The sequence below is a fragment of the Sporosarcina sp. BP05 genome, assembly GCF_014282005.1.
Lineage (GTDB): Bacteria > Bacillota > Bacilli > Bacillales_A > Planococcaceae > Sporosarcina.
Map to the genome: position 1 here is coordinate 16,399 of NZ_JACFTD010000010.1, position 21,514 is coordinate 37,912.

The 21,514-nt window shown below is 40.8% G+C and carries 22 protein-coding genes; 20 read left to right on the forward strand and 2 right to left on the reverse strand.

Translation table 11 applies throughout. The annotated features are described in order from the left end of the window. Window positions 1-153: 153 nt before the first annotated feature. The 5 genes from rsmG to H2672_RS12610 all read left to right on the forward strand — a co-directional run bounded on the left by rsmG (window position 154) and on the right by H2672_RS12610 (window position 4,601). Window positions 154-870, forward strand: a complete 717-nt coding sequence (gene rsmG / locus H2672_RS12590; RefSeq protein ID WP_186671884.1) for a 16S rRNA (guanine(527)-N(7))-methyltransferase RsmG — start codon at window positions 154-156, stop codon at window positions 868-870. Between the two features lie 93 nt (window positions 871-963). Further along, window positions 964-1,827 (forward strand): nucleoid occlusion protein, encoded by an 864-nt coding sequence (noc, locus tag H2672_RS12595; RefSeq protein WP_186671886.1) that lies wholly within the window; start codon window positions 964-966, stop codon window positions 1,825-1,827. A gap of 140 nt (window positions 1,828-1,967) precedes the next feature. Beyond that, complete coding sequence (locus H2672_RS12600; protein WP_186671888.1) at window positions 1,968-2,729, forward strand: ParA family protein; 762 nt, start codon at window positions 1,968-1,970, stop codon at window positions 2,727-2,729. Then, entirely contained in the window at window positions 2,722-3,561 is an 840-nt protein-coding gene (locus tag H2672_RS12605; RefSeq protein WP_186671890.1) for a ParB/RepB/Spo0J family partition protein, read from the forward strand. The genes H2672_RS12600 and H2672_RS12605 overlap by 8 nt, the downstream gene beginning before the upstream one ends. Window positions 3,562-3,896: 335 nt before the next feature. Beyond that, entirely contained in the window at window positions 3,897-4,601 is a 705-nt protein-coding gene (locus tag H2672_RS12610) for a DUF554 domain-containing protein (RefSeq protein ID WP_186671892.1), read from the forward strand. On the opposite strand, the gene yyaC is transcribed toward H2672_RS12610, so the two are convergent. Beyond that, window positions 4,512-5,153, reverse strand: coding sequence for a spore protease YyaC (gene yyaC / locus H2672_RS12615; RefSeq protein WP_186671894.1), 642 nt, complete (start codon window positions 5,151-5,153; stop codon window positions 4,512-4,514). The genes H2672_RS12610 and yyaC overlap by 90 nt on opposite strands. Before the next feature lie 74 nt (window positions 5,154-5,227). On the opposite strand from yyaC, the gene H2672_RS12620 reads away from it, so the two are divergent. The 3 genes from H2672_RS12620 to ychF all read left to right on the forward strand — a co-directional run bounded on the left by H2672_RS12620 (window position 5,228) and on the right by ychF (window position 7,592). Next, window positions 5,228-6,112: a mechanosensitive ion channel family protein gene (locus H2672_RS12620; protein WP_370569645.1), complete on the forward strand. Its 885-nt coding sequence runs from the start codon at window positions 5,228-5,230 to the stop codon at window positions 6,110-6,112. 11 nt (window positions 6,113-6,123) lie between these two features. Continuing rightward, window positions 6,124-6,321, forward strand: a complete 198-nt coding sequence (locus H2672_RS12625) for a DUF951 family protein (RefSeq protein WP_186671897.1) — start codon at window positions 6,124-6,126, stop codon at window positions 6,319-6,321. A gap of 170 nt (window positions 6,322-6,491) precedes the next feature. After that, window positions 6,492-7,592 carry a redox-regulated ATPase YchF gene (gene ychF / locus H2672_RS12630; protein WP_186671899.1) on the forward strand — a complete coding sequence of 367 codons (1,101 nt, stop codon included), beginning with the start codon at window positions 6,492-6,494 and terminating at the stop codon, window positions 7,590-7,592. A gap of 95 nt (window positions 7,593-7,687) precedes the next feature. On the opposite strand, the gene H2672_RS12635 is transcribed toward ychF, so the two are convergent. Continuing rightward, window positions 7,688-8,257 (reverse strand): DUF3267 domain-containing protein, encoded by a 570-nt coding sequence (locus tag H2672_RS12635; RefSeq protein ID WP_222439389.1) that lies wholly within the window; start codon window positions 8,255-8,257, stop codon window positions 7,688-7,690. A 148-nt stretch (window positions 8,258-8,405) separates the two neighbouring features. Here H2672_RS12635 and rpsF point away from each other — a divergent pair, with 148 nt between their 5' ends. The 12 genes from rpsF to H2672_RS12695 all read left to right on the forward strand — a co-directional run bounded on the left by rpsF (window position 8,406) and on the right by H2672_RS12695 (window position 21,507). Then, window positions 8,406-8,693, forward strand: coding sequence for a 30S ribosomal protein S6 (gene rpsF, locus H2672_RS12640; RefSeq protein WP_186671901.1), 288 nt, complete (start codon window positions 8,406-8,408; stop codon window positions 8,691-8,693). Window positions 8,694-8,752: 59 nt separating this feature from the next. Next, the gene (gene ssb, locus H2672_RS12645) at window positions 8,753-9,298 is read left to right on the forward strand and encodes a single-stranded DNA-binding protein (protein WP_186671903.1); all 546 of its coding nucleotides are present in this window, start codon (window positions 8,753-8,755) and stop codon (window positions 9,296-9,298) included. 168 nt (window positions 9,299-9,466) lie between these two features. Next, window positions 9,467-9,703, forward strand: a complete 237-nt coding sequence (gene rpsR / locus H2672_RS12650; RefSeq protein WP_067204122.1) for a 30S ribosomal protein S18 — start codon at window positions 9,467-9,469, stop codon at window positions 9,701-9,703. A gap of 202 nt (window positions 9,704-9,905) precedes the next feature. Then, the gene (locus H2672_RS12655; RefSeq protein ID WP_186671905.1) at window positions 9,906-10,844 is read left to right on the forward strand and encodes a YybS family protein; all 939 of its coding nucleotides are present in this window, start codon (window positions 9,906-9,908) and stop codon (window positions 10,842-10,844) included. Window positions 10,845-10,856: 12 nt separating this feature from the next. Beyond that, entirely contained in the window at window positions 10,857-12,833 is a 1,977-nt protein-coding gene (locus H2672_RS12660; protein WP_186671907.1) for a DHH family phosphoesterase, read from the forward strand. Continuing rightward, window positions 12,833-13,279: a 50S ribosomal protein L9 gene (gene rplI / locus H2672_RS12665; RefSeq protein ID WP_186671909.1), complete on the forward strand. Its 447-nt coding sequence runs from the start codon at window positions 12,833-12,835 to the stop codon at window positions 13,277-13,279. The genes H2672_RS12660 and rplI overlap by 1 nt, the downstream gene beginning before the upstream one ends. Before the next feature lie 18 nt (window positions 13,280-13,297). Continuing rightward, window positions 13,298-14,653, forward strand: coding sequence for a replicative DNA helicase (dnaB, locus tag H2672_RS12670; protein ID WP_186671911.1), 1,356 nt, complete (start codon window positions 13,298-13,300; stop codon window positions 14,651-14,653). 501 nt (window positions 14,654-15,154) lie between these two features. Continuing rightward, window positions 15,155-16,627: a M23 family metallopeptidase gene (locus H2672_RS12675; RefSeq protein ID WP_186671913.1), complete on the forward strand. Its 1,473-nt coding sequence runs from the start codon at window positions 15,155-15,157 to the stop codon at window positions 16,625-16,627. Window positions 16,628-16,852: 225 nt separating this feature from the next. Then, entirely contained in the window at window positions 16,853-17,563 is a 711-nt protein-coding gene (yycF, locus tag H2672_RS12680; RefSeq protein WP_067204140.1) for a response regulator YycF, read from the forward strand. A 5-nt stretch (window positions 17,564-17,568) separates the two neighbouring features. Continuing rightward, a complete protein-coding gene (gene walK / locus H2672_RS12685; protein WP_186671915.1) occupies window positions 17,569-19,395 on the forward strand; it encodes a cell wall metabolism sensor histidine kinase WalK in 1,827 nt (608 codons plus the stop codon). Further along, window positions 19,386-20,708, forward strand: coding sequence for a YycH family regulatory protein (locus H2672_RS12690; protein ID WP_186671917.1), 1,323 nt, complete (start codon window positions 19,386-19,388; stop codon window positions 20,706-20,708). The genes walK and H2672_RS12690 overlap by 10 nt, the downstream gene beginning before the upstream one ends. After that, window positions 20,695-21,507 carry a two-component system regulatory protein YycI gene (locus H2672_RS12695; RefSeq protein ID WP_186671919.1) on the forward strand — a complete coding sequence of 271 codons (813 nt, stop codon included), beginning with the start codon at window positions 20,695-20,697 and terminating at the stop codon, window positions 21,505-21,507. Before H2672_RS12690 ends, H2672_RS12695 begins: the two co-directional genes overlap by 14 nt. The last annotated feature ends 7 nt before the right edge of the window (window positions 21,508-21,514 follow it).

Below are 21,514 nucleotides of genomic sequence, written 5' to 3' on the forward strand. Positions count from 1 at the left end.
ACTTATGCTTTTCGTATTGTCTAGACTCCAGCGCCTAGAGTTTTGGGTCATAATCCGTACTGACAAAGCTGCAAAGAACATCGCTTTGTCAGTCCGCCTTATGCCTGTAGCCTCTGGACAGGCGCTTATGCTTTTCCTATGGGGGGAATATTGATGAATGTTGAACAATTTATACAGGCCTTAAAAGAACAAGGTATTGAATTGAGTGAAACGCAAATAGCACAGTTTAACCAGTATTTCAAACTACTGGTAGAATGGAATGAAAAGATGAACTTGACGGCAATTACAGATGCCCCCTCAGTTTATTTAAAACACTTCTATGATTCTATATCTGCTGCCTTTTATATTAACTTAAATGAACCAAAAGCAATTTGTGACGTAGGTGCAGGAGCTGGATTTCCAAGTATTCCATTGAAAATTTGTTTTCCAAACTTAGATGTGACCATTGTGGATTCATTAAATAAAAGAATTGGCTTTTTGAAAGTATTAGCTGAAGAACTTCAGCTTAAAAATGTGCACTTCGTCCATGCGAGAGCCGAGGACTTTGGACAAGACTCCAAGTACAGAGAAAAATTCGATATCGTCACTGCCCGCGCGGTTGCACGTTTGTCTGTCTTAGCGGAGTTATGTATACCACTAGCTAAAAAAGGTGGAATCTTCATTGCGATGAAGGGAGCAGCCGCGGATGACGAACTTCTAGATGCCAAAAAAGCAATTTCTGTTCTCGGAGCTACCATTAAAAAACAATACTCATTTATTTTGCCAATTGAAAATAGTGAACGAAATATCTTTGTTTTTGATAAAGAGAAAATCACTCCTAAAAAGTATCCTCGTAAACCAGGTATTCCGAATAAAATGCCAATTCAGTAAACTGTTTCACGTGGAACAATGAGTAAAGAGGATATACTACGCCGTGCCGAATTAGTAGAATTAGGGAGCAGTATTGAAAAGGTGGTGCCGGGAATGAAAAGTCCGTTTTCACGATTTTTTGGGAGTGGAGATAAAGAATTAGATCCACTAGTAGTGGAAGAGGTTCATCACGAAGTAATTGAACAGGTGAAAATTGAGTTAATAAATCCAAATAAATTTCAACCGCGTACAATATTTTCTGAAGATAAGATTGAAGAACTTGCGAGAACAATCCATACGCATGGTGTCATTCAGCCAATTGTCATTCGGAAAATTGGTGAAGGTAACTATGAAATCATCGCTGGAGAGCGTAGATATCGAGCAATGAAAAAACTGGGATGGTCGGAAGTACCGGCGATCATTCGAAACCTTGATGATAAAGAAACCGCATCCATTGCACTTATTGAAAACTTGCAGCGTGAAGAATTGACTGCAATTGAAGAGGCGTATGCCTATGAAAAGCTCCTTGAACTTCATTCATTAACACAAGAAGCGTTAGCGCAAAGACTAGGAAAAGGTCAATCAACTGTTGCTAATAAATTACGCTTACTGAAATTACCCGATGAAATAAAGAATGGAATATTAACAAAAGAAATATCAGAGCGACATGCAAGAGCGCTTATTCCAATTAAGGATAGCGAATTACAGTCACAGCTTTTCAAGGAAGTAATTGAACAGCAGTTGAACGTCAAACAGCTTGAAGCAAGAATTATTCAAGTTTTACATCCACCGGAGAAGGTAAAAGGTAAAAAGACAGCACCTCAAAGAAAATCGGTGAGTAAAGATGTCCGAATTGCTCTAAATACAATCAGGCAATCACTCGTTCTCGTTACTAAAAGTGGGATAGATGTAAAAACAGAAGAAGAAGATTCAGATGACTTTTATATAATCACTGTTAAAATACCAAAAAAGAAATAAAAAAAGACTCTTGCCTCGCATAGCAAGAGTCTTTTTACTACATATTTCTCTACAAAAAATGTTTTTTTTGTTAAACTAGAAGAAGTTACAAAATTGAAAGAATAAAAGAATAATAATAGTGCTGGAAAGCAGGTGCAGGTGTGGGCAGAATTATAGCGATAGCCAATCAAAAGGGAGGCGTCGGGAAAACGACAACATCCGTAAATCTAAGTGCTTGCCTTGCTCATATAGGCAAAAAGGTTCTTTTGATTGATACCGATCCGCAAGGGAATGCAACGAGCGGGCTAGGTGTTAACAAGGGAGAAGTCCAACAATGCATTTACGATATTTTAATAGACGATGTTAATATAAAAGACGTTATTCGTTCAACGAAAGTAGAAAACCTTGATATTGTGCCGGCAACTATATCCCTAGCGGGTGCAGAAATCGAGCTGGTTTCAACTATATCTAGAGAAGTACGGATGAAACATGCCATTCAGGAAGCGAAAGAGCTGTATGACTACATCATTATCGACTGTCCGCCTTCACTTGGCTTATTAACAATAAATGCACTGACCGCTGCTGATTCAATTATCATCCCAGTTCAGTGTGAGTATTATGCGTTGGAAGGTTTAAGTCAACTGCTAAGTACAATCCGACTTGTTCAAAAACATTTAAATGAAGACTTAATGATTGATGGCGTTTTACTTACGATGTTCGATGCAAGAACAAATTTAGGGATTCAAGTTATAGATGAAGTTAAAAAGTATTTTCAAGATAAAGTGTACAAAACAATCATTCCACGAAATGTACGATTGAGCGAGGCACCGAGTCATGGAGAACCAATTATCATTTACGATTCAAGATCACGTGGTGCAGAAGTATATTTAGATTTGGCAAAGGAAGTGGTTCGCAATGGCTAAAGGCCTTGGAAAAGGATTAAATGCTTTATTTCCTGGAGAGTCACTGGCAAAAGTAGAATCTGTCGAACATATTCATGTGAAAAGTATTAAGGCCAATCCGTATCAACCAAGGAAAATATTTGATGAAAATGCAATTCAAGAGTTGAGTGCTTCCATTAAAGAACATGGTATCCTTCAGCCAATTATTCTTCGGAAAATGGGAACGACATACGAGATTGTTGTAGGTGAGAGACGTTTCCGTGCAGCACAAATGGCAGGCCAAACTGAAGTACCAGCAGTTGTCCGTATCTTGACGGACGAAGAAACAATGGAGTTTGCGATCCTTGAAAATTTACAGCGGGAAGACCTGACGCCAATTGAAGAGGCAGAAGCTTATCAGAGTCTCATGGAAAATCTGGGTCTTACACAAGAACAGCTAGCATTTAGACTCGGTAAGAGTAGACCTCATATCGCAAATCATGTCCGTTTACTTTCATTGCCTGAAAAAGTAAGAAATTACATTACTATAGGTAAAATTTCAATGGGGCATGGTCGAACACTACTCGGTCTACGTAAGAAAGAACAAATTGCACTAGTGGCGGAACGGGTACTAAGAGAAGGGCTTAACGTCCGCCAATTAGAAAAGCTGGTTCAAACAATAAATGAGGATGTTCCACGTGAAACTAAACCGAAAAAGCGTAAAGACCTATTCCTGGCTGAGCGGGAATCCAATTTGCGTGATTATTTCGGAACGAATGTATCAATCAAGAAAACAAAAAACAAAGGGAAAATTGAAATCGAATTCTTCTCTGAAGATGATCTTGAGCGTATTCTTGAATTATTGAACGAATAAGCGATGCACCTATTTTGCCAATTGTGCAAAATAGGTTTTATTTTTAACTTCATTCAGCAGAGATCCAACTATCTGCCGAATTGTAGAACTCATGCTAAGGTCACCGCGTCCTGCGGCAACGCCTGAGTAACCAAAAGCCTTCAGCAGATGTTCCAGATTTTGAACGGAGTTAATTGAGCAAGCTTACTGCCTGCGTGATGTAGGTTGGTTAGCAGGGAGGAATTGAATTTCATTCCACCTAGTTTTCGCAAGGATGCGACATTCTTAAGCTAACTTCCTTACTTGATCTGGACACAAACACGCCAAGGCGTATTTGATTAAGAGGAAGTGAAAAGATGATTTTATTTGGAACAATTATAAACGTACTTTTAATAATTGTAGGCGCGTTCATTGGTCGATTTTTGCATAATATACCCGAGCGGATGAAAGAAACTGTCATGTATGGAATTGGACTTGCGGTTGCTGTTATTGGCATACAAATGACATTTGAAAGTACGCAAATCCTGATTGTTATTATTAGTATCGTTATAGGCGCAGTCATTGGTGAGTGGATGGATCTTGATAAGAAAGTGAATGATTTGGGCCACTGGATGGAAAGCAAGATACCAGCGAGTGATAAAGGTCCGGGTATTGCGCAAGGATTTGTGACAGCCACGTTGATTTTTGTTGTTGGATCGATGGCCATCATTGGCGCTATCGATAGTGGGCTAAGAAATGATCATGATGTTCTTGTCATGAAAGGGATTATTGATGGTTTTACTGCCATCATTTTAAGCTCAACATTAGGCATTGGCGTCGCATTTGCTGCGATTCCTGTATTACTTTATCAAGGAATCATCACGTTATTCTCCACTCAAATAAGTCGCTTTGTTCCAGACGATTTACTGAACTTCTTCATCTCTGAAATGACAGCGACAGGCGGATTGATGATTTTGGCTATTGGTTTAAATTTAATTGGTTTGACTAAAGTGAGAGTTGCCAATCTGATTCCGGGTATCCTTGTTGTTGGAGTTGCTGTTACTATCGTGCACTTCTTTTGACTTGCGTCGCCCGTGTGCAAGTTGCAATGCCCGAGCGATAGTGCGACTCATCTCATATGGAAGGTAGAGACGGGTACTTTGCAAAACGGCGTGTTCCATGAACCCAGCAATATTGACGATTCCTTTTATGGATACGTCTCCAACAGGGGGCAGATCTTTACCGACCGCTTTGCCAGGGTGTATAGGCCCGCTATTAAAAAGCAACTGACCAATAGAACTGACTTGTCCCAGGCAGGCATCGATCGCTACGATGAAAGCGGAGGGATTAGTGAGTTTGGTTTCATCTATACGTTGTTGCAGATTTAAAGCATGTAATGGACTTTCCAATGTACCGATTACAGTGAACGGGAACAGGGGAGACTCGGATAGGAAAGAACCAGTTAGTGGTCCTAGCGAGTCACCGGTAGATCGATCGGTCCCGATACAGAAAAAAATGAGGTCTTGGGTTTCGAATGGAATGTGCTGGAGGAATAATGAACTGAGTTTCCAAACGGCACCCGTTTCCTTATGGTGAATGCGATAATCATATGGTGTAGAAAGAGTAGATCGCATGAAAAAACTCCATTTCTTTTTTTATAACTCAGTCTACGCTTGCAAGTGATTTATTATACGAAAGGAAGAGGATTGTGGCAGTAACCATAAATGAAGACATTACAAAGTTAAAAGAAGAAGTTGAAGAAGTAGGTAACATACTATTTAGTTCAGAAACTTGGATTGATATTGGTAAGCTGGGACTTAAAGTTTTCTTCATTATTCTGCTATCCATCATTGTTGTAAAAATAGGTAAAAGCGTTATTAGCCGCGCATTCAAGGTGAAGCTGAAAGGTGCCTCGCTCCATACAGAGCGCCGCGAAACAACATTGGTTAAGCTTCTTCAAAACACATTGTCATATGTCGTCTATTTCGCAGCAATATTAGCAATCCTTTCTGCTTTTACAATCAATGTTGCAGGAATTCTTGCGGGGGCTGGAGTATTGGGCTTGGCAGTAGGTTTTGGTGCCCAAAGTCTCGTGAAGGACATCATTAGTGGGTTCTTCATCATTTTTGAAGATCAATTTTCAGTCGGCGATTATGTTCAAATCAATGCGGCAGTTGGAACAGTCGAAGAAATTGGTCTACGTACGACTAAAGTAAGCGCATATGGCGGGGAGATACATATTATCCCGAATGGAAATATTTCAGAGGTTGTTAACTACTCGGTCAATAATTCATTAGCAATCCTGGATATTAGATTGGCATATGAAACAGATATACTAAAAACAGAAAAATTATTGGAGAATTTTTTAGCTGGCTTATCGGAGGGGTATGAAGCGCTGATATCCCAGCCTACCATAGTAGGTATACAGGACCTGGGTACGTCGGAAATCGTCATGAGAATTACGGCAGAAACACAGCCAGTTATGCAGTATGCAATTGCAAGAAATCTTCGCAGGGATTTGAAAATTTTTCTGGATATGAACGACATCGAAATACCATATCCTAAAATGGTCATGTACCAACCCAAAAAGTGAGGTGTATATAGGTGACGGAAAAACTATTCGGATTAAACGACGTTGTAGAAATGAAAAAACAACATCCATGCGGAACAAACTCTTGGAAAATTATTCGAATGGGAGCAGATGTTAGAATAAAGTGTGAAGGATGCAGTCACAGCGTCATGATTCCACGCAATGAATTTGCCAAGAAGATGAAAAAAGTACTTGTTAAAGCAGAAATGTAATTTATTAAAACATTCATGATGCTGGTTTGCGTGATGTAGGCCATGCAGTAAACTTAGGTTGCATTCCACTAGCGGATGGACAACTAGGCCTGCTGTCCTTATAATGGAAGAGTTGCATATAGAATGTATGAGTGAATGAATGAACATATAAATGAAAGGTTGTGGAACGAATGGCATTAACAGCTGGAATCGTCGGTCTACCAAACGTAGGTAAATCTACACTATTCAATGCAATTACAAAAGCGGGGGCAGAGGCGGCAAACTATCCGTTCTGTACAATTGATCCGAACGTCGGAATCGTTGAAGTACCTGATGAAAGACTAGATAAGCTTACAGAACTAGTAGTACCTAAAAAGACAGTACCGACTGCATTTGAATTTACTGATATAGCGGGAATCGTTGAAGGAGCAAGCAAAGGAGAAGGGCTAGGGAACAAATTCCTTATGCACATCCGTGAAGTGGATGCAATCTGTCAAGTTGTCCGTTGCTTCGTAGACGAAAATATTACACATGTGGCTGGAAAAGTCAATCCAATTGATGACATTGAAATTATCAATCTTGAATTGATCCTTGCAGATATGGAAGCTGTTGAAAAGCGCTTGGCACGTGTTACAAAAATGGTAAAACAGAAAGATAAAGTGGCAATTGCAGAAGAGCCAATCTTGATTAAATTAAGAGAAGCATTCGAAAACGAAAAACCTGCACGTTCTGTTGAGTTTACTGATGAGGAATTTATCCTTGCAAAAGGGATGAACCTTCTGACGATTAAACCGATGCTTTATGTAGCAAACGTTGCGGAAGATGAAGTTGCAGATGCGGACAATAATGAGAATGTTAAAGCTGTCCGTGCGTTTGCAGAAAAAGATAATGCGCAAGTAATTGTTGTCTGTGCAAAAATTGAAGAAGAAATGGCTGAACTTGAGGATGATGAAAAGGCGATGTTCCTTGAAGAGTTGGGTATCAAGGAATCAGGTCTCGATCAACTTATTAAAGCATCTTATAAGCTTCTTGGCTTTGCAACATACTTCACGGCAGGCGTACAAGAAGTTCGTGCGTGGACATTCCGTAAAGGCATGAAAGCACCGCAATGTGCTGGAATCATTCATACTGACTTCGAACGCGGTTTTATCCGTGCCGAAACGGTTGCGTATGATGACCTAGTTGCAACAGGATCAATGGCTGCTGCCAAAGAGGCAGGAAAAGTTCGTCTTGAAGGCAAGGAATATATTGTTAAAGACGGCGACGTTATGCTGTTCCGTTTTAACGTTTAACTTGATTCGGCAGAAGTCCGCCGCAGGTTAAGTTATGCCAGCGGCGAATTTAATGAAAAAGCGATTCCAGATTGTTACATTCTGGAATCGCTTTTTTAAATCTCCAACTCATTCAACTTTTCAGGCGAATAGACATAGAGCCTCGGCAATTCGGGGTCATCTTTCACAACCCAATCGTCGGGCAGTTCTTTCAACTCCTTATACATAGCGAAGTCGCCAGCTGCCCCGCCTATTAATAAAGCAGACAGGCTCACTAGCAAACCACTTCCAATATAAAGACCAATAAAGGCTGGAACAATTCCTGTCATCCAAAAGGGAAGCAGTAGGGCTTTCCGGATAGCATGATTTGTCATAAGTTGGTCAGTTGTTGCATAGGCAATGCCCATTTTTAGATTGACTCCGACAATCATCTTTTTCCACGAAACGCCTCCAAATACACGGAAACCAAGCAGATGAAATAATTCATGAAGAATGATTAGTAGGAGATAGCCTACAATGAAAAAAACAACTGTCCAGACATTGAGTGAAAATGAAAATTCCTTTTCAATAATGATTTTAAGGACCCATAATGAAAGGAGAGCACTTGCAGTTATTATTAGGCTATTCTTAGCCACTTTTGGTAAATCAATCGCAATTATTTTGTCAGGTACAGGAAATCCATTCAATGAAAATCACCTCTATTCAAAAGTATACAAGAAAATAGTTGAAAGATGAATGGAACTGTGCTAATATATACTGATGTGAGTAATATATTTACTTACTCCTTGCCCGCTGACATCAGCAGGGCCCAAGTCCATAAGGAGGTGACTACAGATGAGAAAGTACGAAATTATGTACATTATCCGCCCAACAGTAGAAGATGAAGCGAAAAAAGCGTTGATTGAACGTTTTGACGAAGTTCTTCTTTCTAATGGTGCAGAAAACATCGAGTCGAAAGAGTGGGGCAAGCGTCGTCTTGCTTACGAAATCGACGATCTACGTGAAGGTTTCTATCAACTAATTAAGTTGAATTCAGAAACTAAAGCAATCGATGAATTTACACGTCTTGCGAACATCAACGAAGATATCATTCGTCATATGACTGTTCGTATTGAAGACTAATCCATATATAAATAATGAACAGGTGAAACTTACAAAATGATGAGGGAGGTTGAATTATAATGATTAACCGAGTTGTTTTAGTAGGGCGATTGACAAAAGATCCTGAACTCAAGTATACACAAACTGGTATTGCTGTGACACGTTTTACGTTAGCAGTAAACCGAGCTTTTCAAAGCGCTTCGGGCGAAAGAGAAGCTGATTTCGTTAGTTGTGTTGCTTGGAGAAAACAGGCTGAAAACGTTGCAAACTTCTTGAAAAAGGGAAGTCTTGTCGGAGTAGATGGCCGTATTCAGACGGGTAGCTTTGAAGGACAAGATGGAAAGCGTGTTTATACTACAGAAGTTGTAGCAGACAGCACGCAGTTTCTTGAACCGCGTAATGCATCTGGCGAAAATAGATCGGGAGCTGGCGGTGGGGCACCTTACCAAGGTTCTCAACAAAGCGAGCAACCGAGCTATCAGAATCAGCAGTCAAACCAACAATACCAACAATCAAATCAGCAATATCAACAGCCTAATCAGCAAAATTACACACGTACTGACGATGATCCATTCTCGACAGGTGGAGGTCCGATAGAAGTATCGGACGACGATCTGCCGTTCTAATGATCAACCCGTCATTATGAGGGTTTTGAGAAGCAAGCAGTGCTAGGAAACGAGTGAGTGAACACCGGAGCGTGCTTTGGCACGTGAGGATGTGAATGAGCGAAGTTGACAACGCAATGCGCCGCTTATCGAAAGCCGAATGATAATTAAGTAAGGAGGGGAACAACTATGGCACCACGTCGTGGAGGAAAGAGACGCCGTAAGGTTTGTTATTTCACATCAAACAACATTACTAAAATCGATTATAAAGATACAGATATGCTTAAGAAATTTATTTCTGAGCGTGGAAAAATCTTGCCTCGCCGGGTAACTGGTACAAGTGCGAAGTATCAGCGTAAACTGACACTTGCAATCAAACGCTCACGTATCATGGCACTTCTTCCATTCAGTTCGGAAGAAAGATAATTTTATTTAGATAGACCGCCTCGTCAGACCGACACAACCGGTATGGGGGCGGTCTTTTTATTCGAACAAAAGAAGTACATATGTTCTTGGTTTGGTTTAAAAACAATAATCATGATACAATTGAAGCAACTATCCATAGTGATTTTAAGTTTAGGTATGGATAGAATTAGTCGTCCAACGAAAGACCGGAGGAATATATATTATGCAAGATAACGCAAGAAAAATTACGTACGGGGCAATGATGATTGCGTTATTTGCAATCTTGCTTGCAGTATCGTTATATACGCCATTTCTCGGAAATGTCACCATGTTCTTCATTCCGTTACCGATTATTTTGTATAGATTGAAATACGACCGGACCTCGTCACTTCTTACATTGGCGACTGGCGTCGTGTTGTCACTACTAATCGGAGGCATTCTACTGGTGCCATTCGCTTTCGTCTACGGGGTTCTTGGATTCATTATTGGGGAAACCATTATGATGGGCAAATCAAAGTTATATATCTTCATGGCTTCTGGGCTCACCCTGCTTATCACTGGGATGGGTATTTATGTTGGTGCTGTCCTATTCTTCGGATTTAATATGATTGACGAGTTAATGATGGTTATGGGAGATACTAAAGAGCAGATGAAGTCGTTCATGGCTAACTACGGCGGCTTACCCGACGGCTATGATGAAGCCGTTACAACAACGTTCCAGATGTACGAATATACAATTCCATCTATCTTTATCATAAGTATTTTCATGTTAGCTTTCATTCTTCTCTCGTTAAACCTTGGAGTTGCCAAGCGACTGGGATTTGAAGTACCCAAATTTCCGCCATTCCGGGAAATGAAGTTGCCAATGATTGCAGTGATCTTGTACGGGGCAATACTTCTTATTACGCTCTTTGCAGATGTGAAGCCGGGGACAAATCTATACCTGATTACCGTCAATGCGACTACCGTTTTAAGATTCTTGTTTCTATTGCAAGGTGTTTCACTTATCCATTACTATGTAAATGAAATGAAGTTACCGAAAGTAGCGACAGTTGTTGCCACGATTTTTGCATTAATGCTGGCCCCGATAACAACGATGCTTGGGATACTTGATACGGGAGTGAATATACGTGCCTGGCTTAGAAAAGACAAGTCGAAGTAAGGGGGTGGAACAATGACGTCGTTTTTTAGAAAAAGGGCAATACGGTATCCGTTGACAGTATTGTCGATTCTGGGCATGATGGCGGCAGTGCTCCTGCTCTTATTCCAGTTTTGGGCCGGACTTCTTTTCTCCGTCTTATTTATGGTTTCAATGGGATTTGCATGGAAAATGGAAGAACAGACTTATATCGAAACAGAGAAACATATTGAGACGTTGTCGCACAGGGTGAAGAAAGTCGGAGAAGAAGCACTTCTTGAATTGCCGATTGGAATCATCCTCATTAATGAAAAAAACATTGTTGAGTGGGCAAACCCGTATGCGGCAAAAGTATTTGCACATCAGGAAACGCTTATCGGCGATGATTTGTTCGATCTATCTGGACAATTTCATGCGATTTTAAAAAGTGAAAAAGTAGAGAACAATGTTTTGACGATTGGAGAACAGTCGTATAAGGTCTTTTATAAAGCAGAAGAGAAACTTATTTATTTATTTGATATTACGGAGCAACTAGTGATGGAGACTCTTTATTATGCAGACCGTACGGTTCTCGGTATTATTCTTGTAGATAATTATGATGAAGTATCTCAGGCGATGGATGATCAGACAAGAAGTCAGCTTAATTCCCTAGTGACCTCACTTATAAATAGCTGGGGAACAACGAATGGGATCTTTGTGAAACGAATTGCGACTGATCGTTTTCTGGCTGTATTTAACGAAGCTACATTGGCCAATTTGGAAAAAACAAAGTTCTCAATTTTAGATGACATTCGTGAAACAACTGCTAAGCAGAGTACGGCACTGACACTCAGTATTGGTGTGGGTGTGGGGTCTACTTCATTAATCGAGTTGGGTGAACTGGCACAGTCGAGTTTAGATCTTGTGCTCGGACGTGGTGGTGACCAAGTGGCCATTAAGCGTTCTGACGGAAAGTTGAAATTCTACGGAGGGAAAACGAACCCCGTTGAAAAAAGGACCCGTGTTCGCGCAAGAGTTATTTCACATGCTTTGCGAGATCTTATCCAAGGCAGTGATAAAGTATTTATCATGGGCCACAAAATGCCTGATATGGACGCAATCGGTGCAGCAATTGGTGTTCGGAAAATGGCCCGCAAGAATAATGTTGTGGGATATGTAGTTGTCAACTTCAATGAACTAGACGGAAGCGTCACACGGCTCATGGATGAAATTAGGCGCGATACGGATCTGTTCAATCAATTCATCACGCCCGATGAGGCCCTTACAATGATTACAGAGAAATCATTGATTATCGTCGTTGATACGCATAAACCAAGTATGGTCATTGATGAACGAGTCATCGATAAAGCTGAGAAGGTTGTCGTCATCGATCACCATCGACGTGGAGAAGAGTTCATCAAGAACACGATGCTTGTCTACATGGAACCATACGCGTCATCCACTGCAGAGCTCGTTACCGAATTAATTGAATACCAACCGAAACAAGAAAAACTTACGATGCTCGAATCGACTGCCCTCCTTGCGGGTATTATCGTCGATACGAAAAGCTTCACACTACGCACAGGGGCAAGGACGTTCGAAGCGGCATCTTATTTGCGAACCAATGGAGCAGATACAATACTAGTTCAGCGACTGTTAAAAGAGGATATCGCTACTTATGTCCTGAGATCTAAATTGATTGAAACCGTTGAATTGTCGGACTCAGGTATCGCCATTGCAAAAGGACAGGACCAAGTTGTTTATGGCGCAGTTTTGATAGCTCAAACGGCTGATATTCTTCTTACAATGCAAGGTGTTGCGGCTTCATTTGTCATTGCATGCCGTGCAGATGGTAAAATAGGAATAAGCGCCCGTTCTCTCGGTGAATTGAATGTTCAGCTCATCATGGAGGAACTTGGAGGCGGCGGCCATTTGACCAACGCCGCATGTCAGCTCGATGTTGAATCGGTGGAAGAAGCAAAAGAAATGCTAACGGCTATATTGAATACAAAGATAGAAAGGGGAAATTCATAATGAAAGTGATCTTATTGAAAGACGTAAAAAGTATTGGGGCAAAAGGTGATGTGAAAGAAGTATCTGTAGGGTATGCACAAAACTTCCTACTGAAAAACAATTTGGCGGTTGAAGCAACACCAGGTAATATCAGCAGACTTGAAGGCCAAAAAAACCGAGTTGCGAAAGATGCCGCTGAAGAATTGGCAGAAGCAAAAGTGCTAAAAGAACAAATTGATAAAATTACGGTTGAAATGAAAGCTAAGTCAGGCGAAGGCGGAAGGCTATTTGGTTCAATTACAACAAAACAAATTGCTGAAGCATTAAATAAAACTGAAGGTATTAAAGTAGACCGTCGTAAAATGGAATTACCGGATGCAATTCGAGCACTTGGCTTCACGAATGTTCCAATCAGAATTCACCCGGACGTGACAGCTACACTTAAAGTACATGTAGTAGAAGAATGATAAGGAGAGATTGGGTAGATGAATCAGATGATTGATCGCGTCCCACCACATAATAATGAAGCGGAGCAGGCGGTTATCGGAGCAATTTTCCTTGAACCACAAGCGCTCATTACGGCGGCAGAACTTCTTATGCCAGAAGATTTCTACAGGATGGCGCATGAGAAAATCTTCCGAACGATGATAATTCTGAGTGACAAAGGTCAGGCAATTGACGTTGTTACGGTTACGGAAGAACTATCTGCTAAAAAAGAACTAGAAGATGTCGGCGGTATTTCGTATTTGATGGAAATTGCCAACTCAGTTCCAACAGCGGCAAACATTGTGCATTATGCACGTATCGTCGAAGAGAAAGCACTTCTACGACGTCTTATCCGTGTGGCTACTTCAATTGTTGAAGACGGCTATGCGCGGGAGGATGAAGTGGAAGCCCTCTTAGCCGAAGCAGAAAAGAAAATGATGGAAGTATCCAACCGGAAAAATGCTGGGGACTTTCGTCATATTAAAGACGTCCTTGTTGAAACGTATGATAGTATCGAACTTCTTCATACGAAAAAAGGTGACGTTACAGGTATCCCAACAGGTTTCCGGGATTTAGATAAAATCACAGCCGGTTTTCAGCGCAACGACTTAATTATTGTTGCTGCGCGTCCATCGGTAGGTAAAACGGCATTTGCATTAAACGTGGCGCAAAACGTCGCGACGAAAACAGATGAAAACGTCGCTATCTTCAGTCTGGAGATGGGGGCGGAACAGCTTGTTATGCGTATGCTTTGTGCGGAAGGCAATATTGATGCACAGGTACTTCGGACAGGTGCCCTCGAAGCGGAAGACTGGCGTAAACTTACGATGGCAATGGGCAGCCTATCAAATGCTGGTATTTTCATCGATGACTCGCCAGGTATCCGTGTCAATGACATTCGTTCAAAATGCCGTCGTTTGCAACAGGAACACGGACTGGGCATGATAATGATTGACTATATGCAGTTAATTGCAGGGAGTGGGAGTAAGCCCGGTGAAAACCGCCAGCAGGAGGTTTCAGAAATCTCACGGTCGCTGAAATCACTCGCAAGGGAATTGAAAGTACCAGTAGTTGCATTGTCTCAGCTATCCCGTGGCGTTGAGCAACGCCAGGATAAGCGTCCGATGATGTCCGATCTCCGGGAATCAGGGAGTATTGAGCAAGATGCGGATATCGTTTCGTTCCTCTACCGTGAAGACTATTATGATAAAGAAACAGAAAATCAGAATATGATTGAAATTATAATAGCCAAACAACGGAATGGTCCAACGGGTACGGTAACTCTTGCCTTTGCAAAGGAATACAATAAATTTGTCAATATAGACTGGAGTCAGCACGAATCGCCGGATTATTAATAAAGTTAATCTTTAATCAGAGGGTGTTTTCTTCATCCCCCACTGATTGTTTAAAGAACTTAGGCTAAAGGCGCCACGTCCTGTGGAAAGCCTAAGTAACCAACATCCTGTTGGCCCTAACCATTCGGTGTTTTACTGCCCGTTAATTCGGGATAAACACGAACAGTGTTACGAGTCTCTGGAGATAATCACATTAAATAGAGAAAGACGTCTTATGATACCTGGGACTCCCGGTATACAAGACGTCTTTCTTTTATGTCGATAAATACCTAAAAGTGATGCTGCAAAGTCGAGACAATGAAAAGTAGATAGTCAAATAGAACGCCCTATCATTAGAAAGTAATAGTTAATAAATGGATGCTATTCTACATTCTCATTACAAAGACCTAGAAATCTACAAGAATGGCATTGGATATGTTAAATTAGAGAGGCGTGAAAAATTTGCACACTATAAATGATCTATATCAGTCTTCTGATTGAAATATGGAGGGAGTTTCATATATGTTTTTCAATAGAAATAAACAGGGCGAAACAAAGAAAGCATTACCAAAACTTATTCGTCCTTTCAAAAAGACTCAAAAAGTCCTCGTTATGACAGTAATGTTAGCAGGACTTGGGATAAATTCAGGTTTTGCGAATGAGGAGGGAAGTAATAGCCTCTTGACTATATTCCATGTCTATTCAAAAGGGGAGTATGTCGGTGTTATAGCCGATCAAGAAAAGCTGGAAGAATTGAAAGAAGAAGAGCTGCAAAAGGTGGCCTCCGAATTTAAGAATCTTCCGCTTACAATAGGAACAGATTTGTCAGTGATTCCAGAGCGGGTATTCACAGCAGAAACGGACGATGACATCGTCCTAGAAAAACTTCATGGCACGCTGTCCGTTGAAGCTGAAGCAATAGGCGTTTCAATCGACGGAGAACTGGCATTCTACGTTGATGACATGAACACATATAATGAAGTGATTCGCGAGTTGAAATTACAATCCGTTTCTGAAAAGAAGCTTAATGAATTCGAAGCCCGCACAGCTACTACTGAATCAATACCCGCTTTGAAAGAAGATGAAACGCGTATCGTAAACATCTTAATAAGCGGTGAGATGCAGGCAGTACCGGGGAAAGTATCTCCAGAAGAGGTAAGAAGTACAGAAGAGGCCATGGTCCTTCTTAATAAGGGAACACTTGAAGAGAAGAAGTATGTAGTACGTTCAGGTGATGTCCTTGGATCAATTGCCGCCGACCACAATATGGCAACGACTAAATTGTTAGAACTAAATCCGGGCTTTACAGTAGATAAGCTTCTTAGGCTAGGGGACGAGCTTAACGTTACGGTAATTGAGCCTTATGTAGAAGTGGAAGTCCTTTACGAAACGAAAACAAAAGAAGCAATTAAATACGCAACTCTAACTGAAGAAGATAGTTCCTTATACAAAGGTGAAAAGAAAGTGACAAAGAAAGGTTCCGACGGGCAAAAAATTGTTACGGAACTAATTCGTAAACGAAACGGTCAGACGATAGGTAGGTCTGTTTCTGATGAAAGTATTATTGTTGAAGCAGTAGACAAGGTGACGGTTGTCGGAACAAAAGTGATGCCTTCAAGAGGATCAGGTACATTCATTTGGCCTGCATCTGGAGGATATGTATCTAGTCAAATGGGGACTCGCTGGGGGAGGACGCATCAAGGTATTGATATCGCACGTCCGTCTTCATATGGGATTGTAGCAGCAGATAATGGGGTTGTTACAACTACAGGACGGCATAGCACATATGGCAATCGGGTTGTTATCACACATAACAACGGCTATGAAACCTTGTATGCACATCTCTCATCGATTGAGGTTAGCGAGGGACAAACTGTACCACAGGGAACAAAGATTGGTGTCATGGGGTCGACAGGCCGTTCCACGGGCGTCCATCTTCATTTTGAAGTATTCAAGAATGGTACTAATATAAACCCTATGAGCGTGCTAAGATAAATAGATAACCAGGGACGATACACATGTTGTATCGTCCCTTTTTTATCATTTCGACACCATTCGAGGAATATTGCCCGGGAAATAGTGAGAGCGGTAGAGATAAAGAAATATGGTCTATTTATCCTGCCTGTAGTTGAAAGCAGAAAGGTGCGAAGCGTCGGGAAGAATGATAGAGTAAAAGGACACGGATAGAGGCGCCAACAGGGCGAGATGGGGGAAGAGAAAATGCAAAACAAAGTAATTTTAATTGTCGATGACGAAAAACCAATTGCCGATATACTTGAATTTAATCTAAAAAAAGAAGGTTTCACTGTTTTTTGTGCTTACGATGGAGACGAAGCGCTTGAAAAGGTAGAAGAAGTTAAGCCAGATCTGGTACTTCTTGATATAATGCTTCCGAAGCGCGATGGTATGGAAGTATGCCGAGAAATTCGAAAGAAATATGACTTTCCGATTATAATGCTAACAGCGAAGGATTCAGAAATCGATAAAGTACTCGGTTTGGAACTTGGGGCAGATGATTATGTCACAAAGCCATTTGGAACGCGTGAGCTTATTGCGCGTGTGAAAGCAAATTTACGCCGTCATATGAAATCAGTTGAGGAAGAACAAGAAGGTGCTACAAATGACATTACAGTTGGAAACCTGATTATTCAGCCAGATGCTTACCTTGTTCTAAAAAGAGATGAAAAGATTGAACTGACACATCGGGAATTTGAACTTCTTCACTATCTTTCGAAGCATATTGGACAAGTGATGACGCGAGAGCACCTCTTACAAACAGTATGGGGTTATGATTACTTTGGAGATGTACGAACTGTAGATGTGACAATTCGTCGTTTGCGCGAAAAGATTGAAGATGCACCAAGTAATCCTACGTGGATTGTGACAAGGCGTGGCGTTGGTTATTACTTACGTGATCCGGAACAGGAGTAACAGTCATGCAAAAAGTTGGTTTTTTTCGATCTATCCACGTTAAATTTGTCTTAATCTATGTGATGCTAATTCTAATTGCAATGGAAATAATCGGGCTTTATTTTGCACGCGAGCTCGAACAGACCCTGAAAACAAACTTCACAACATCAATTGCCGATAGGATGAGTTTGGTTGAATTCAGTGTGAGTGAAGAAATGATAAAAAAACGAGCCGCGGACGACCCGATGACACTTGAGAAGAGTCTTCAGGACGTCCTTTCGGGCTTTAAATCGGAAGATATCAATGAAGTCCGGGTTATTAATGCTGGGAATATTATTCTTGCAACATCGGCCTTAAATAATTTATCCATGGTCGGGCAGCGTTCAGCGGACGACATTGTGAGAAAATCAAATGCATCGAAAGCTCAATATGACATTATCAATCTGGACCGAAAAACAAGAAACCGAATCTTGGTTCGTGCAACTCCGATAGTTGTTGATGATGAAGTAAAAGGCATACTTTATCTCGAGGCAAATATTGAAAAGGTGTTTAAACAAATTGATGAAGTAAATCGTATATTAGCCGGCGGAGTAGCTGTATCGTTGTCTATTACAATCATTCTTGGCATTTTGATCGCACAGACGATGACAAGACCAATATCTGATATGAGACGGCAGGCCCAAGCAATGGCGAAAGGAAACTTCTCGCGAAAAGTTCGTGTCTATGGAAATGACGAAATGGGGCAACTTGCAATCGCCTTTAACCATTTAACGAACCAATTGCAAGAATCTCAGTCATCAACTGAAAGTGAACGGCGGAAACTGGCTTCCGTATTGGAGAATATGACTGATGGTGTTATTGCAACTGATCGTAAAGGTCGCGTCAGCCTTATTAATGACTCCGCTCTTCTGATGCTAAGACTGACACGGGATTTGGTTTTGAACCGACCGATTTCTAGCATTCTTGGACTTGAGCAGGAATATGCATTTGAAGATTTAATCCAAGTCAAAGAATCTATTGCACTCGATTTTAGTACGGAAGATCAGCCTTATATTTTACGGGCAAACTTTTCCGTTACACAAAGAGAAACTGGTTTTGTGAATGGCCTTATTGTTGTCTTACATGACAATACAGAACAAGAGAAAATCGACATGGAAAGGCGCGAATTTGTTTCAAATGTATCGCACGAATTGCGTACACCACTGACAACAATGCGAAGTTACTTGGAGGCGCTTGCTGATGGTGCATGGAAGAATGAGGAGATTGCACCATCCTTCCTTCACGTAACGCAGACTGAAACCGAGCGAATGATTCGCCTTGTTAACGATTTATTGAAGCTATCACGCATGGACAGTAGAGATTATGATTTGAATAAAGAATGGGTTGAATTCAATTACTTTTTCAAATCAATCATTGATCGATTTGAGTTTTCGAAGTCTCAAGAAGTCCAGTTTATACGCCTTCTCTCTTCCACCGAGTTGTTTGTTGAAATCGATACGGATAAGATGACTCAGGTGCTAGATAATATTATTTCAAATGCATTAAAATATTCACCGGACGGCGGAAATATCCGTTTTGGCATCACAATGTCCGAAGACTTTATTAAAGTAATGATTTCGGATGATGGCATGGGAATACCACAGGCGAACGTTAAACGGATTTTTGACAGATTCTATCGAGCAGATCGTGCAAGATCCCGTGCGATGGGTGGTACAGGACTAGGCCTGGCAATTGCTCGTGAAATGATTGTGGCGCACGAAGGAGAAATATGGGCGGAAAGCGAAGAAGGAAAAGGGACGACAATATTCTTTACGTTGCCGTTTGAACTTCAGGAGGACGGTGAATGGGGTTGAAATATGTTGAAACTGTCAAATCAATCGTACTTTTCTTACTTGTGGCGCTCAGCATTATACTTACATTTTCTATTTGGACGTATTCACCACGATATGAAACCATTGAGCAGTTTCCGCCCGTAGATATTTCTATAGGTGGTAAAAAGAAAATTGATGAAATTATAAAACCTTATAAAGTGTTATTTAACTTTGATGACGTTTTGAAAGGAACGACTGATTCAGATAAAATTGACCGTATTATGGATAAGATCACAGATTGGAAAATAGCAGACATTACCCCGGTGGATGAAAACTTTACAACAGAGGATATAAGCACATTTCTACGGAAGCCTAACCGGTTTACAGTGTTCTTTCAAAGTGAAATCCCTTTGTCTGTCTATGACAGCGTTTTGACAATTGAAGAACCAACGCCCGAAATTTCATTTAACCAGATTGTGGTTGAGTGGAAGCCAGACAATAATGCGATGACTGTTTACTTTGTGAGTAAAGTAAACAAGAAGCTTTATAGCGGAAAAGTGAAGGCGGAGGATTATCAAAGTCTCGATAATTCAATATTAACAAAGGGGCGAGAGCTTCAAGAGTATAAAGAAGTAAAACCTGATAGTTCTTCCTATCTCGTAGTTTCAGCTGAGCCTGTGGAAACGATCAAGTACACGTTTCTTGAGGATGAAGTACCCATTAATAAATTCCGTGATGCATTGTTCAGTGATGCAAATGCAGTACGGAACAGCCAAGTGGGAATTCATCATGAAGAACTTGCCGACGATCATGCATTGATGAATGTTTATACAGAGAAGAAAACATTTAAATATGTTTCTCCAAGTGCAGATAGTAGAGAGCTTGCAATTCCCTCAGAGTTACTAATAAATACAATCAACTTCGTCAACGTACATGGCGGATGGACAGACGAATTTAGATTTACGTACATGGATGCGAAGACCCGGTTTGTACGATTTCGGTTATATTTGAACGGATTACCTGTCTATACAGATTCCAGCTCTTCTGCTGAAATTCTTCAAAAGTGGGGGAAAAACCGGATATATAGTTATGCCAGGCCGTACTATAGACTTAATTCTCAATATCCAGCAAAAACAGAAGTTGAACTTCTTCCACCAGGCACTGATATTGCTGAAAGGCTTAGAAAATCGGATATGTTGGACTTGGATGCTGTCGAGGAAATTACTCCGGGTTACTTTATGAAATATAAGCCAGGACTATTCATCATGGAACCGGCGTGGTTTTACTTGATAAACGGCAATTGGAGCCGCTTTTCACCTGAAGGTTTAGGAGGTGAATTGATTGGATTGGAATAAGTCGAAAACAATATTCATTATTGTCTTTTCAATAGTAAACGTTTTCCTCTACCATCTTTATTTGAACAAGCTTACAGATGCACAAAATGTCCAGGTGATGGGGAAAACACCAATCGAAGAATTGCTGAAGATGGATAATGTTACGTATGACGAACTGCCACCCTACAAAAATGATCAGTTTTATATGTCCGCAAGATCTATGATATTTACAGATGAGCAGATAGACAAACTTGAAAATCAAATAGTCGAGGTTTCGGACGAAACATATCTTCAATCGGAATTGAATGATCCGGTCAGTGTGCTGAATGAGAAAGGCGATTTTGATTTTACGAAAGTTCTTTCAAAGTACGTATTAAACGGCGCCGAGTACGAACTATGGACCGTGAATGAAGAGACGCGGCAAGCATTACTTTTTCAGAAAGTGAAGGACAATCCTATTTATTTCAGTCGTAATGCGATGCTGACATTGCATTGGAATGAGAAGAAGGAAGTTACAAACTACGAGCAAGGTATGCTGGAAGAGTTCGGCACTTTTAATCGTAAAAAAGATCTTCTTTCTCCTATAGAGGCAATCGGTAATTTGTACTCACGTGGGTACTTGAAACAAGGTTCCAAAGTAAAGTATATGAAGCTCGGTTATTCGACACATGTTCAAGTATCGGAAACCCAAGTGTTTGCTCCGACATGGCATGTGCGTGTAGAATTAAAGGATGGAGTAATAGAAGATTACTTCATCAATGCAATTGAAGGTATGATTATAGAATTACAGCATGAACCGTTGGAAGAAGAGAATGAATAAGGGGTTT